The sequence below is a fragment of the Methylobacterium sp. genome (assembly GCF_028290105.1).
GTDB lineage: Bacteria > Pseudomonadota > Alphaproteobacteria > Rhizobiales > Beijerinckiaceae > Methylobacterium.
This window is the reverse complement of record NZ_JAQGKL010000156.1, coordinates 1-14,410: the sequence shown is the minus strand read 5'-3', so window position 1 is coordinate 14,410 and position 14,410 is coordinate 1. Positions and strand designations below refer to the sequence as shown.

At 68.1% G+C, this 14,410-nt stretch carries 11 protein-coding genes; 4 read left to right on the top strand and 7 right to left on the bottom strand.

Annotated features, from left to right (window positions below):
* A partial coding sequence (locus tag JWQ05_RS11400; RefSeq protein WP_299658561.1) for a glycosyltransferase family 4 protein occupies positions 1 to 1,010 on the top strand: 1,010 nt, incomplete at its 5' end.
* A gap of 170 nt (positions 1,011 to 1,180) precedes the next feature.
* Positions 1,181 to 1,873, top strand: a complete 693-nt coding sequence (locus tag JWQ05_RS11395; protein ID WP_299658560.1) for a WecB/TagA/CpsF family glycosyltransferase — start codon at positions 1,181 to 1,183, stop codon at positions 1,871 to 1,873.
* 378 nt (positions 1,874 to 2,251) lie between these two features.
* On the opposite strand, the gene JWQ05_RS11390 is transcribed toward JWQ05_RS11395, so the two are convergent.
* The 4 genes from JWQ05_RS11390 to JWQ05_RS11375 form a co-directional block, all read right to left on the bottom strand.
* Positions 2,252 to 4,363: an exopolysaccharide transport family protein gene (locus tag JWQ05_RS11390; protein WP_299658559.1), complete on the bottom strand. Its 2,112-nt coding sequence runs from the start codon at positions 4,361 to 4,363 to the stop codon at positions 2,252 to 2,254.
* A 155-nt stretch (positions 4,364 to 4,518) separates the two neighbouring features.
* Positions 4,519 to 5,904 (bottom strand): O-antigen ligase family protein, encoded by a 1,386-nt coding sequence (locus JWQ05_RS11385; RefSeq protein ID WP_299658558.1) that lies wholly within the window; start codon positions 5,902 to 5,904, stop codon positions 4,519 to 4,521.
* Between the two features lie 243 nt (positions 5,905 to 6,147).
* Positions 6,148 to 7,434 carry a lipopolysaccharide biosynthesis protein gene (locus JWQ05_RS11380; protein ID WP_299658557.1) on the bottom strand — a complete coding sequence of 429 codons (1,287 nt, stop codon included), beginning with the start codon at positions 7,432 to 7,434 and terminating at the stop codon, positions 6,148 to 6,150.
* 40 nt (positions 7,435 to 7,474) lie between these two features.
* Positions 7,475 to 8,344, bottom strand: a complete 870-nt coding sequence (locus tag JWQ05_RS11375) for a GNAT family N-acetyltransferase (protein ID WP_366944584.1) — start codon at positions 8,342 to 8,344, stop codon at positions 7,475 to 7,477.
* 265 nt (positions 8,345 to 8,609) lie between these two features.
* Here JWQ05_RS11375 and JWQ05_RS11370 point away from each other — a divergent pair, with 265 nt between their 5' ends.
* Both JWQ05_RS11370 and JWQ05_RS11365 read left to right on the top strand, forming a co-directional pair.
* Entirely contained in the window at positions 8,610 to 9,461 is an 852-nt protein-coding gene (locus JWQ05_RS11370) for a polysaccharide deacetylase family protein (protein WP_299658555.1), read from the top strand.
* Positions 9,462 to 9,514: 53 nt separating this feature from the next.
* A complete protein-coding gene (locus JWQ05_RS11365; RefSeq protein WP_299658554.1) occupies positions 9,515 to 10,600 on the top strand; it encodes a glycosyltransferase family 4 protein in 1,086 nt (361 codons plus the stop codon).
* A gap of 59 nt (positions 10,601 to 10,659) precedes the next feature.
* Here the strand turns inward: JWQ05_RS11365 and JWQ05_RS11360 are convergent, their stop codons facing one another.
* From JWQ05_RS11360 to JWQ05_RS11350, 3 genes are all read right to left on the bottom strand, one after another.
* On the bottom strand, positions 10,660 to 12,720 hold the full coding sequence (locus tag JWQ05_RS11360; RefSeq protein WP_299658553.1) for a right-handed parallel beta-helix repeat-containing protein: 2,061 nt from the start codon (positions 12,718 to 12,720) through the stop codon (positions 10,660 to 10,662).
* A 134-nt stretch (positions 12,721 to 12,854) separates the two neighbouring features.
* Complete coding sequence (locus JWQ05_RS11355; protein ID WP_299658552.1) at positions 12,855 to 13,064, bottom strand: hypothetical protein; 210 nt, start codon at positions 13,062 to 13,064, stop codon at positions 12,855 to 12,857.
* Positions 13,065 to 13,375: 311 nt separating this feature from the next.
* Positions 13,376 to 14,410, bottom strand: a 1,035-nt coding sequence (locus JWQ05_RS11350; protein WP_299658551.1) for an ATP-binding cassette domain-containing protein, incomplete at its 5' end; no start/stop codon positions are given.

The following is a 14,410-nucleotide window of genomic DNA, read 5'->3' as shown; positions in this document are numbered from 1 at the left end:
AGGCCCCCCACGCTCCGCGCGGCATCGCGGCCGTCCTCGACGCAGCCCGTGCGTTCGGGCCCGACGTGGTTCACGCGCACAACGTGTTCCCGCAGGTTTCCCCGGGCATGCATGCGGCGGTTCGTGCGCACGGTGCCGCGACGGTCCAGACCCTGCACAACTTTCGCGTCACCTGCGCCAACGGGATCCTGATGCGGGACTCGCGCCCCTGCGAGGATTGCGTGACCGGCTCGCCGTATCAGGCGGTGCGCCATGCCTGCTATCGCGGCTCGCGTCTGGGGTCGCTCGCGGTGGCGCGGATGATCGACGTGCACCGGCGCGCCGGCACCTGGGCGCGCGATGTCGATCGCTTCATCGCCCTGACTCCCTTCGCGCGCGCGCGTTTCGTCGCAGCCGGCCTCCCGGAAAGCCGCATCCGCATCAAGCCCAACGGTCTGGCCGATCCCGGGTATAACCCGAACGCCCGGCGCGCCGGCATCCTGTTCGTCGGGCGCCTCGTTTCCGAGAAAGGCGTCGGCACCCTGAGGGAGGCCGCGGGCCTGAGCCATGCGCCGATCACGATCATCGGCGAGGGCCCCTGGGAAGACCAACTCCGCAGCGTCCCAGGCCTCACCGTCCTCGGCCCGCAGGATCCGGCGGCCGTACAGGCCGCGATGGCGCGGGCGGCCGCCCTCGTGGTGCCGTCGCACTGGTACGAGGGCATGCCGATGGTCATCGCCGAGGCGTTCAGTCTCGGAACGCCGGTGATCGCCTCGCGCATCGGCGCCCTCGCGGACCTGATCGCGGACGGCAGCACCGGCCTGCACGTGGTGCCGGGCGATCCCTCAGGCCTCGCGCAGGCCCTCGACCGGATCGTCGACGCGCCCGAGGCTGCTCGCGCGATGGGTCGTCAGGCTCGTCTCGTCTACGAGCGGGACTGGACCGAGGCGGCCGTCACCGCGCGCGCCCTGACCATCTATCGCGAAGCGATCGCCGCTCGTGCGACCGCCACCACAAGAGACGTCGCATGACCCCCGCCGCCACGCCGAATCCGAAGCCGCTTGGGCGCGCCTGGGGTCATGATCCCGACGTGCCGCATTTCTATCTCGGGGGCGTTCCGATCTCGATCACCGATATGGACGGATTGGTTTCCGCGATCCGACGCCGCCTTGGCTGCCCGTCGCCCGCTCCGGGAACCTTCGTGGTGTTCCGCGACGCGCATGGCGTCGTCCGGGCACAGGACGACCCGGTCATCATGGCGGCCCATGACGCCGCCCTGCTCGTCTGCGCGGACGGACGTCCCATTGCCTGGGCCGGACGGCTGCGGGGTCACAAGGCAATCGCGCAGGTGCCGGGCATCGAGTCGGTCGAGTTCATCTGCAGGGCCGGCGTCGAGGCGGGCTGGCGCCATTTCTTCCTCGGGGGAGGTCCGGGCGTGGCCGAGAAGCTGGCGCGGGAGATGTCCGCACGGGTACCCGGCCTGGCGGTGGCGGGGGCCGAGACGCTCCCGTATCGCCCCCTGACGGAATTGGAATCCCAGGCCCTGTACGAGCGGCTTCGCGCCAACGGCACGCAGATCCTGTGGATCGGCCTCAGCACGCCGAAACAGGAACTGTTCATGCAAGCGCACACCCCCTCCCTGCCGGGTGTGATCGCCATGGGCGTCGGGGCTGCGTTCGACGTGAACACCGGTGCGATCCCTCGCGCTCCGTCGCTGATGACGCGGCTTGGCCTGGAATGGCTCTACCGCCTGATCCGGGAACCCGGGCGCCTGAGGGCCCGGTACGCCGAGGTGGTTCCCCGCTTCGTTGCGATCGTCGCCTTCGACCGCATCAGACGCGCCAAGCATGCCACCGAAACATCACCGGCATCGGGCAACGTCCGGTCGGTCTGATCCAGGCGCCCGGCCTGCATCGAGGGTCTACACCGACATTCACGGTGTAGGGGTCGCCCCGCATTTCGGAGAGCCGCCGCACCCTTCTGATCGAAGGCCGGCCAGGGCCGATCGTCGAGTCACCGACGTGCGTCGATACATCGTCGCCCTGGCGGGTCGTGCCCACGTCCAGGCCGGGCGGCGATGTCCTCGTTCGTGGAAGTCGCGCACGGATCGCACCCATTCGGCCCTGGTGCATGGTTAGCCCGAGGGGCTACCGAACGCCGTGTTTTGCACTCCCGGCGCGATCGATTGGCGAGGTCTTGGCGCCTTCACGCGCGTCGGGCCGGAGGGATCCGGCCCTCTAGGCAATCCTGTCGGGCCGCTCGGCGGAGCGGCTCAGTCCAGTGCCTCCGCGTCCGTGAGCACCAGGCCGACATACGGGCGTGGGCCGATCGCCGGCAGGGCCTTGTCAAGCGTCGCGTAACGGCTGTGGCCGTTGCGGACGGTGACGAGAACAGCCGTGACGCGGGGATCCGCCGCGAGCCGCTCCGCCGTCGCGTCCGCACCGATCAGGCCGACATGGATGACCACGAGGTCGTAGGAATCCTGCGCGCCGAGGATGCTGTCGACATAGGTACGCAGGTCGCCGCGCGCGGTCTGGCGGTCCTGCGGGATCAAGGCGAGGCCCGAGCGGTGCCGCACCAGCACATCGGAGAGGTCGGCGCGGCCGGACGGAGCGGCACCGTTGCGCCGGGGTGGCAGCCCGATCTCGCGCGTCACCATGCCGTCCGCCGAGGCGTCCACGAGGAGGACGCGCTCATTCTCCTGGGCCGCCGAGGTGGCGTAATCGAGGGCGAGCATCGAGCGGCCCTGCGCATCGTCGGCGGAGGTCACCACGAGAATCTGCGGGCGCTTGGCCGGCAGTTCCCGGCGCAGGCGATTGCGCAGGCGGGTGATCGCGACCTCGTAGGGTCCGCTGTTCAGGCGGTCCGTTCCGTTCCCGAGGCCGCGCGGGAGCGACGGAAGGAGACCGAAGACCACCCGCTCGGTGCGCGATTCGAGCCGGCTGCGCGAGCGGATACGCCCGCTGAACTGTTCGCCGAGCAGGCTGCCGCCGACGCCGAGTCCAAGGCCGGCGATGAGGGCAACCGCGAGGACGATGGGCGCCGGCGGGCCCTGGCGGCGCGATGGCGGCAGCGCTGGCGAGATGATGCGAGATGTCGAGGTGTCGAGTTGCTGCTGCTCCTGCAACTCGCGGGTCCGGACCAGGAACGCCTCGTAGACGCCCCGGCGGGCATCGACCTGGCGCTCGAGCTCGCGCAACTTCACGAAGCTGTCGCCGACCTTGAGGGACTCGGCCTTGCGCTTCTCGAGAGCTTGGGAAAGCTCGGTCACGTTCGCCAGGCTCGCGCGATACTCGTTGCGGATCGCGGCGGCGATGCGCTTCACCTCGGCGTCGAGCTGGTTGCGTGCGGTGCGGACCTGGATGTCGGAGGCATACATCGCCGGATGACGCTCGCCGAGGCTCACGGCGGCGTCGGCGCGCTGGCGCTCGGCCTGGGCGAGCTGACCGCGCAGCTGGCCGATGGTCTGCGACTGCAGGACCTCCTGGATCGAGTCGAGCTTGGCGGCGTCGCTCGTCGACACGCCCTCGATCTGGCGCAGCTTGGCCTGCTGCTCGGCGGCCTTGGCGCGGGCGGCGCCCAACTGGTCACTGAGCTGACTGAGCTGCTGATCGCTCACGAGTTGCGTGCGTGTGCCCACGAGATTGTTCCTGGTGCGGAAGGCCTGCGCCGCATCCTCGGCCTGCTGAACGCTCTCGCGCAGCTCGCCAAGGCGGCTGTTCAGGCCTTCTCGCGCCCGGCGGATCGAGTCGGATCGATTGCCGATCTCCGCGGCGAGATACGTCTGGGCGATGGCCTGCGCGAGCCGGGCGGATTTCTCGCGGTCGTTGGTCGAGACCGACACATCGACGGCGAAGCTCCGCTCGAGCCGCTTGGCCGACATCCGGTCGCGCAGGGCCCGCAGGGCGGTGAGGGCCGGATCGGGCTCCGGCTCGGAGGCCCGCCCGAGAAGATGACCGACCCACTCACGAAAGCGATCGAGGGCACCGGGCTCGACGAAGTCGGGATCGCTCGCGAGCTTCTGAGAGGCCACGACCTTGCGCAGCACATCGTCCGACTGCAGCACGCGCAGCTGGCTGTCGACCAGCAGCAGGGTCGATTCGTTGGCCTGGCCCTGCGGGTTGGCCTCGTCCTTCAGGACGGCGAGGCCGCGCGGATCGATGAGGAGCTGCGTCGTCGCCGCGTACTGCGCCGGCAGCGAAAGGTATCCGATCGCCGCCGCTGCCAGGAGGAGCACGGGCAGGATCACGGTGATCCAGCGGCGACGCAGGATGCGGCCGACTTCGGTCAGGTCCAGGAACCAGGGCAGCGACTCGTTGGACACCGCGGTGCTCGCGCCGAAGTGTTTCAGGATCGCTGGTGGCGCGCGTTCGATGACAGCCATGGACGCTTTCCGTTACTCAGTCGGCGACGGGCAGGGGGTGGATCCGTCGATGTCCCGTCCTGGGACGCCGAGGGTCCGAGTGTCCCGACCCGGTCGTTCGGTCCGGCCGATTTCGGCACGTTCCGCGCCGAGAGCAGCCTGATGATGGGTTCGTTTCATGAAATGGGCCACGCGTTGGGGATCGCCGTGTCCATCAGGACCGTGTCCGCAGCAGGCGCGCGGGGATGGGCAGCCACCCGCCCATCCGGCGGAAGCTGGACCCGGATGAAGGCGAGCAGACCCGCGAGCGCCAGGACGTTGACGTTCCAATCCTGGAAGATCCCCGGCGTGGTCATGCCGTTGAGCACCAGCATCAGCACGCAGGAGGCCACGAAGCGCCGGCCGCCGAGGTCGAGCTTCATACCCCAGGACAGGGTGGTGAGCAGGACGACAAGCGCGAAACCGATCCCGATCATGCCGGTGCCGGCCCAGGCGCTCAGGAACATGTTGTGGGAGCTCGTGATGAAGACCTCGTCGCGCCCGAGGGTCTCGGCCAGCGCGCCAGTCGGGATCAGAAGCTGGATGAAGCGGTCGCCGGCCGAGAAGCCGGAGCCCGCGAGCCGGTCCTGCGTGGCGGCGATGAAGGTCGGCCAGAAGGTCGAGCGCCCGGTCCCGTTGGCGAGTTCCTCGGCGGGTTTCTGGAGGATCGTGGCCAGGAGGTCGAGGAGCGCGGGGAACGAGGCGAGGTCGAGCATCAGGAGGACGAAGGCGGCCACCGCCGTCAGGGCGCCGGCGATACCGAGGCGGCGCAGCACGCGATTGCGCGAAGACATCAGCATGGCCGGGCCGGCCGCCACCAGGGCGCCTGTGCTGGCCGCCGATCCGGCGATGACGAACCCGGCGAAAGCCAGGGCGAAATAGGTCCGCCTGCGCCGCTCCGGCGGCCGGAAGACGACGAGGAAGCCCAGCATCGCGCAGACGAAGGGCATCATGTTGTTCTTGGCGGCCGAGAACACGATGCCGTGCGCGAGGCTGTCGAGGATGATCGGCGTCACGGAGGCGAGCCAAGCAAGTGTGATGATCGCCAGAATATCGGCGAAGCGGCGCTCGATGTCGGTTCGGTCGAAGATCACGATCGAGGCGTGATAGAAGATGAACAGTTCCGCGCTCCGATAAAGCGTATAGGTCGGCACGATCGACCAGGCGGCACTCAGCGTATTCATGCCGATCATCAGTGTGAACGGCAGGTAGGGCATCGCGAAGGGCAGCAGCGCGACACGCCGGTCGAGCGCGATCTTGCCGAAGAGGTAGAGGCCGGTCAGGCCCGTCAGCAGCAGGGTGATGATGTTCGAGGCGCTCAAGCCCTCCTCGAGCACCGCGTTTCCGTCCTCGCGCGGGACCGTGAAAACCAGCGGCATGAACGCGAAGGTGCACACCAGCACCATCGGCAGCAGGAGCCGGGCATCGAGCGGCCGAACGGCCACGGCGAGGCGGCGTCGCGCGAAGGGATAGAGCATCACGAACCAGATCGGGATCGCCAGGACGAGAAACAGGTTCAGCACGCGTGTCCCTTCCTCATGGTCCCGGGTCCAACCGCCCCATGACGGGTCACGGCCCGGCGATGTTGCCAGTTCGACCGGGAAGCGTTTCACCGGCGTAAATTGCTCCCGAAACCCGGCCGGACTTCGGCGTTATCGTAAATGCCGGTAAAACACGTTCGATGACACGGTGTCGTGAAGACTGACGGCGGCCAAAGCTTGTGCAGGGACGGCTGGCAAAGAAAGCGGCGGTCGGCGCTGCGCGGATCAGGCCCCGCGTGCCAACCGCCGCCGCATGGTCAGGATCAGATGGGCGGCCGACACGGCATGCCCGATCGTGATGACGAGGGCGGCGCCGGTGATCCCGTCATGGGCGATCAGCGGGTACATGATCACCAGGGACACCACGAGGCTGACGACGAACGCCTGGAAGACCGGGCCGGTGTCGTGCGTCGCGCGGAAATACTGGGTCACCATATCGCGCAGGAAGATGCAGGCGACGGCCACCGCCAGGATGCGCACGCTGGCGGCATAAGCCTCGAAGGCCGGCCCGAACACCAGGTTGAGCCAGGTCCCTGCGGGAATCGCGATGGCGAGGAGGAACAGGCCGACGAGCGGACCGAGTGTCAGCGTCGCCTTCTCCAAGTAGTCGCGCAGGCCGCGATCGCCACCGGTCTCGTGTGCGTGAGCCGCCGCCGTCGGAAGGATGTTTTCGGTCGCCGTGAGCAGGATGATCACGAAGCCCACGAGGTATTGCGCGGCGCGCAGTCCGCCGATCGCCTCGTCGCCGAGGACGATTCCGGCAACGATCCACGCCATCTGCTCCTGGCCGAAAGTGACGAAGACCAGGGGAAACATCCAGCGGCCGATGCCCCAGTGCCGGCTGGCGACAGGGTTGAGGCGCAGGCCGCGGCGGGGCGCGCGCCAGATGCCGTAGGCGAGCGGAAGCGCGGTGACGAAGGCGGTGCCCGCCAGCAGCGCGGTGACCAGGGCCGCGTCGAGGACCATGCCCGATGACCAGGCTGCCGCGAGGGCGAGGGGAAAGGCGATGGCCCGGACGCTGTCCATCGCGACGGCGACGAGGCCCCGCCCGCGCGCGAACAGCGTCCGGCGCACGGTGAGCTGCATGTTCTGCGCGACCGTGAGGGCCGCGCCCGCGATCACCACACCGGTCTCCACCGCGTGATGGCGCAAGGCGAAGACGGCGACGAGCGCCAGGGCGACCCCGGCGGCGGCCACCAGGGAAACCAGAAACGCGGCGGCCAGCACGGTGGCGTCGTAGGTGGAGGCCGCCCGGCGCCCGCGTGCCGCAAGCGTCATCATCGGCGCCGTCACCAGCGCGTTGTGAAGCCCTTGCGCGAATGCCGTGACGATCAGGATCAGGACGAAGAGGCCGAATTCCTCGATGCCGACAAGGCGCGCGGTGGCGATGCCGCTGACGAACCCGAAGCCGCTGACGACGGCCTGATCCAACAGCGACGCCAGCGCCGGCCTCCGGACGAAACGCTTCAGGCGCGTGACAAGCGGGGCCTCGGCGCGGACCGGTTCGATCACGGGGGCTCCGGGAATCATCGGGAAGACAGGCCCATTCGGATCAGCGATAGGCCAGGAATGCGGCGGCCGCGTCCCGAAGTCTCGGGGTGCGGCCATAGATCCAGCGCGGACCGCTGAGGGCGGCGTTCTTGCTCAAGCCATGCTTGAACTCGAACACGCCCCGGTTCCGGGCCGGATCGATCCCGCCGAGATCGAAGATCTGCAAGCCCTCCGCATGGGCCTGCTCGACGAAGCGCCAGACCGCCAGCGTCGGGGCCGCGCAGGCACGGGCGCGATCGTTCGACGCCGTGTAGAAATCGGTGAAGCGCCGGCCGGAGACATGCGCGATGCGGATCAGAATGCGCTCGCCCTTCTCACGGACTTCGAGGATGCGATGGTGCGGATCGCGCGCGACGAGTTCGCGGAAGGCGGCACCGTTAAGACTGTCGCGAAAGCCCTTCTGGGCCTTGAGCACGCCGTACATCGCCCAGAACGCGTCGAAGGCCGCGAGGCGCTCGTCGAGATCGGTGAGGAAGCGGGTGGTGAGGTCCGGATTGCGCTCCGCCTTGCGCAGCGCCTTGCGCCAGCGCTGATCCATCGCCTGGAGGATCGGCTCGGTGCCCTGGGTCAGGTCGAGCTCCAGGGTAAAGTATTTCGCCGATTGGACCGGCACGAAGCCGTGCCCCAGGAGGGCGAGGACGATCGCGTCGCACTGAAAATGTTCGAAGCTGATCGCCAGGAGATCCCATCGCCCGAGGGCGAGCTGGTCGAGGAACAGGGCGACCACCGCCTCGGCGTGCTTCTCGCCCTTCTCGGTCAGGAGCGGGCAGCCCTGAACGAGAACGAAGCGCAGGAAGCCGCGTCGCTTGACCTGATACTGGATCAGCGCCACCGGGGCGTCGCTGGCATCCCGTACGATGAGACGGGTCACAGTCCAGCCGACCTGCGCCTTGTATGCGCCCCACATCCATGAGGCAAAGACATTGCCACGGGGCAGCGACCAGATCGCTTCGTCCCAGGTCGCAGCGTCCAGGCAGGGTCTGATCGTTAACGCCGCGCTCATCGGAACTTCATACCTCTCGTCGCCACAGCATCGGTTTATAGACAGGTCTTCTTACGTCTCTGCGGTCGTCTTTGATGCTCTCCAGCCGCAAATCTACAAACAAGACTGATAAGATCCTTAATTTAAGGATATTTTGATCTGCTTGCGAAATATGTTTCTGGAAGGTACACAGCCGCGTCAAACCTGCTATTTTTGGCCGATGTCGGGGACGTTTCAGCACTTCATTCGCGATACGCGGGGCCTTCGCGAGACGGCCTTGCTGATGCGTGCCCTCACCCGGTCGGTCGCGACCGCGCCGCCGGGCCTCTACACGCTGTGCTATCATCATATTGCTGCAGCGCATCAAGAGCGCTTCGCCCAGCAACTGCGCTTCCTGGAGCGGCATGGCGAATTCGTGACCGCGGACCGGGCCGCCGAACTCGTCGCGCGTGGCGCCACGGGACAGAGCCGACACTTCCTCGTCAGCTTCGATGACGGCTACCTCGACAATCACGCCGTCGCCCTTCCGGTGCTGAAGGCCTTGTCGGTCCCGGCGATCCTGTTCCTCGTGAGCGACTGGATCGATGCCCCGCCGACCGATCGCGGAGACGGGACCCGCTACATGGATCGCGTCGCCGTCGCCGACTGGCTGGCCGCAGGCCTCGAGATCGGCTCGCATTCCGCGACCCATCGGAACCTTGCCCGTCTCAGCGAGACCGAGGTCACCGAGGAATTGACCCGGTCGCGCCGCGATCTCGAAGCGATGACGGGTCGTCCCGTCCGGCACTTCGCCTGCCCGTGGGGTGTGGCACACTGCGATTTCGACCCGGTTCGCGATCCGGCGCTGGCGCGGCAGGCGGGGTACCGCAGCTTCCACACCACGCGCCGGGGCGTGGCGCGCGGACCGGACGATCTCATGCTGATGCCGCGCCATGTCATGGAGCCCGAATGGCGGCTCTACCAGATCAATGCCCTGATGGGCGGACGGACGCGCCACGCTCGATGAGTTCAGGGTCCTCGGAATCCTCGGGCACGCCGGCGCGCGGCGATGGCCCTGTCGTGATCGTGATCGGCGCGCGTGCGCCGTACATGCACCGTCTCTACGAGCGCCTGGGCGCCGAATTGGATCGCCCGCTGCATGTGCTCGCCTGCAGCGCCCGGGAAGCGGCGCGGCAATGGGACTTGCCGGACCCCACGGCCTATCGCTTCGAGGTCGTCCCGGGCCTGCGCTGGTATCGCAGCGCCGTGAGCAACCTCTACATCAACCCAGCCATCGTTCCGCGCCTCACCGCCCTGCGCCCGAGCGTCGTCATCGTCAACGATTTCGCCCCGACCATGCTCATGGCGGCCTGGACCACGCGGATCCTGGGGCGACCTTACGGCGTGCGGACGGACGGGGTTCCCGAGACCGACCCGGGCCGGCGCTCGTGGCCGCACCGGATGATCCGGCACCTGCTGGTCCCGCCCGCGCGCTTCGGCCTCGGGGCGAGCGCCGGTAGCCTTGATCTGCTAGCGCGTTACGGGCTTGCATCGAAACGCCTCGCCCTGGCGCCACTCTTTCCGGCCTGGGACCCGCCCGCTACAGCGCCGTCGCCCAAAGCCGAACGCCCGTTCGACCTGCTTTTCTGCGGCATTCTCAACGAGGAGGTGAAGGGCGCGCGCTTCTTCACGGAAGTCGTCCTCGCCTGCCAGGCACGGGGGCGGGCGCTGCGCGTCCGCATCGCCGGGGACGGTCCCTTGCGCGCCGAAATGCAGGCACGGCTGTCGGCCGCCGGGATCGACGCGCAGTTCGACGGCTTCGTGCAGCAGGCGGACCTCGCCGCGGTCTATGCCTCCGCGCGGCTCTTCCTGTTCCCGAGCCGCGGCGACGTCTGGGGGATCGTCATCCAGGAGGCCCTCCAGAGCGGTACCGGGGTGCTCGCATCGCCGCATTCTGGCGCGGCGCGCGAACTCGTCGAGGCATGGGATTGCGGTCTCGTCCGCCCGATGACTGTGGAGGGCTGGGCCGAGGCGGCCCTCCGTCTGCTCGACGAGCCCGCCCTGCGTACGACCCTGCGGGACCGGGCCGCTCCTGCGCTCGCCCGTTTTTCGCTCGCCGCCGCGACCGCAGCCTATCAAACCGCGATCACCGCATACGCGCGCTGAGTGCGGCGCCCGAGAATCCATTCCGGGACCGGTCCCTGCAGCGCCGGACCGAACCCGATCTACCGACCTTGCAGCGGGTCGAGCAACGTCTCGCGATCCATGCGGCCGTAATCCGCGCGGCGCACCGGCTGATCGTTGGCGTCGAGCACCGTGTCGAACCGCGTCGCGCGCTCCTTCGAAGCGTCGGCTTGGCCACGAGCGGGCGCCAGGCGCAGGTTCGCCGGGCCAAGATTGCCGCCGAGATTCTGCTCGTCGGAGCGTGCCTCGTCGCTGAAATGGAACGGCTGGCTGTTGAGGAACACGTTCCCGCTGATGCTGTTGCGCGAGCGCGCGGGATCGTCCTTCAGGATGGTCGCCAGGCCAGGATAGCGCTCCCGCCAGAGCTTGGAGCCGACCGGCATCGCCGCGAACGCCCCCCGCAATTCCGATTGCGGATCCTCGATCGCGTCCTTGGCCCAAGTCCGTCCGCGCGCATCGACATGGATCGCGGGGTTCGATTCCACGAAGAGATTGTCGATGATCCGGTTGTCACGCCCGCCGCCGATGAAGACCGGCTGATCGACGCGCACGAACAGGTTGTCCCGCACGGTGAAGCCGCTCGCCATGTCGTCGAGATAGACACCCTTGATCTCGAAGCCCGGCGCCGCGCGGATGTCGTGCAGGTAATTGTGCTCGATCACCGTCCCCCGCGCGGTCCAATCGCGGCCGGAATAGATCGCGCCGCTGTCGGTCGACCCCGACAGGACCCGCGCGATCTCGTTCCAGGCGACGCGATGCCCATTGCCACGCAGCAGGACCGCGTATTCGTCGGTATCGTGGATGTAATTGCCCTCGACGCTCTGCCCGACGCCGTCAACCGTGATCGCCGGGCTCTGCGTACGCGCCAGTTGGGCATAGCCGCTGATCCGGCAATCCCGAACGAAGAGCCCGGCCGACGTCAGGCTGGCGCGATCGCCCCCGGACAGGCTGACAGCTCCAAGTCCGGTCTCCATCACGGTGCTGCGCTCGATCCCGCTCAGCGACGAGCGTTCGATCGACAGGGCCTGCCCGGCTGTGCGGCGCAGTCGCGACCCGGACATCACGACGTCGGTGGCATCGCGCACGCGGACGAGATCGCCCTGCGCCTGTTCGAGGGTAAGCGCTTCGAAGCGCAGATGCGACGCGCCCTCCACGGACAACAGGGTGTCGGTGATCGCGACTTCGATGGCCCCCAAGGGTTCACGCGGCCAGACCAGAAGGACGCCCCAGCCCGCGTCCCGCCACCATTCGCCGGGGGCGTCGAGTTCGCTCAGGGCATGGGAGACCCGAAAGCGCGCGGCATTCTGGATGCCCTCATAAGGGACGGCCTCGAGGGTAAGGCGCTTGGCAGCGACATCGACGGCGGTGACCGGAAAGGCTTCGAACAACCAATCCCAATGCCAGTAACCCTCGGCCCACAGATCGGGCTCGCGGCGCCAGCGTTCCGCCCGTCCATCGGCCAGGGTGAACGTGGCGTCAGGTCCGGCGCTCGACGCGACCTTGGCCCAACCTGAGTTCGGCCAGCGCGCCGGCCAGAGGGCACCGGCGGAATCATAGACCGCGAGATTGACCGGAGCATCCCGGCGCTTGAGCGTCCGCGCCTCCTGGATACGCAGGCTCGCGGACGCCGCAGCGGGAAGCCGGAAGGCCCGGACCTGCGCACGGGATGCTGCGGGCAATTTCGCGAGGAGGTCGGCCGGAATCCCACCGGGCGCGGGTTGGAGCGGGACTGAGCCCATCAGGCGTGTCGAGCCGTCGGCCGCACCGCGGATGACGAAGGGCTCGGCCTTGGTGCCACCATCCTCGGGACCGAACATAACAGGCTCGGCCAGACGGTGCGGTCCCGGCGCGAATGCCACCGAGACCGGGCGCCCGGGGTCGGCCCGGCGCCAGCTACGCCGAAGTTCGAGCGCGGCCCGGAGGCTGGCGACGGAGACGTTGCCGATCGGCCGTTGCGCGGAGGCCGCGACGGCCGCCGGATCGACCGTGATGACGAGGGGTCCACTCGCGGTAGCCGCGTTGCCGACGATTAGCAGGAGGGTCGCGGCGACTAAAGCCCGAAGCCCGGAGAACCAGACCTGCCGTTGATCCCGTCGCCTCACCGATCGCTCCTGACGACGGATCGATTGCCGCCTGCGCGCACGTCCGGTCGGCCGGACATAACGCGATCCAGGCCACCGATCCCGAGTGCGAAACGCCGAAGGTCTCGTTCGAGGCGATCGGCTTCGTGGCGATCTTAGGCGGTCGGGTAGGAGAACACACCCACCGAGTTGTTGAACTGCACGGTTTCCCATGCGCGATGACGGCGGGCCTTCTCGAGGAGGCGGCTGTCGAGACGCTGACCGCCGATATCGGCGAATTGCTGGTCGGTGAGATCCGCGATCTGACGAACAGATGCGCTTTCCTTCCAAGAAGCCCGAATGTGGTGGAAGATTGCGTTAACCATGGAATTCAAGTCCGAAGTGTCTAAGGCGCGCTGTCGTTCGACCCGCCGCCGTTGACCCCGATGTAGTCTGTGCCGCAGTGCGGCAGGAGTGGTGATGTGGTTGGGCTGCTATGCAGGATGGGCATGAAAGAGGCAGCATTTGCTTAAGCCCTAAGCAATCATCCCTTAAGTCACTGAAATAACCGAGCCTTCTGAAACGGCCGCCGCGTCGTTCCACCTGTCTGTGCTTGAAGGCATAGCGAGGGAGCCCTTTGTCATGTGCGGCGCAGCACGAATGGCCAGGCGCGGCGGCGCAGAGGGCCGAACAAAGCCTACTCGGCGGCGGCCTCGTAGGTCCGGGCTTCTATGGCGTCGGCAAGAAATCCACCGGACTGGCGTTCCCAGAGCCGGGCGTAGAGCCCGCCTGCGGCGATCAGCTCGGCGTGGGTGCCCTCCTCGATGACACGGCCGGCATCGAGCACGATCAGGCGGTCGAGGGCCGCGATGGTCGAGAGCCGGTGCGCGATGGCGAGCACGGTCTTGCCCTGCATCAGCATGTCGAGGCTATCCTGGATCGCCGCCTCGACCTGCGAATCGAGGGCCGAGGTCGCCTCGTCGAGGATCAGGATCGGGGCGTCCTTGAGGATCACCCGCGCGATCGCGATGCGCTGGCGCTGCCCGCCCGAAAGCTTCACACCGCGCTCGCCGACCTGGGCGTCGTAGCCGGTGCGGCCCTTGTGGTCGACGAGGTCGCGGATGAAGCCGTCGGCCTGCGCGAGGCGCGCGGCACGCTCGACCTCCGCCAGCGTCGCGTCCGGGCGGCCATACGCGATGTTGTCGCGGATCGACCGATGGAGCAGGGAGGTGTCCTGGGTCACCATCGCGATGGCGCTGCGCAGCGACCCTTGCGTGACGCCCGCGATGTCCTGGCCATCCACGAGGATACGGCCCGATTCCAGGTCGTGCAGGCGCAGCAGCAGCGCCGTGATGGTGGTCTTGCCCGCGCCGCTGACCCCCACGAGCCCGACCTTCTCGCCCGCGCGCAGGTGCAGATTCAGCCTCTCGATGATCGAGGCGTCGTCGCGCCCGTAATGGAAGCTGACATCCTCGAACCGGATGTCGCCGCCCGACACCGCCAGGGTGCCGGCGTCCGCCCGGTCGCTGATGGCGTGCGGCCGGGCGATCGTCTGCATGCTCTCTTGGATCACGCCGACATTCTCGAAGATGCCGCGCACGGTCTGCATCACCCAGCCGGACATCGCCATCAGGCGCAGGACCAGGGCGAGACCCGCCGAGGCCTCGCCGGTGGTCATGCCGCCGCGCTGCCACAGGATCACGCAGACGCTGGCGGTCGCCAGGATCAGCAG

Coding starts and splice junctions, on each gene's coding strand:
- JWQ05_RS11355 (WP_299658552.1), bottom strand. CDS start 13,064: ATGGTTAACGCAATCTTCCACCACATTCGGGCTTCTTGGAAGGAAAGC.
- JWQ05_RS11390 (WP_299658559.1), bottom strand. CDS start 4,363: ATGGCTGTCATCGAACGCGCGCCACCAGCGATCCTGAAACACTTCGGC.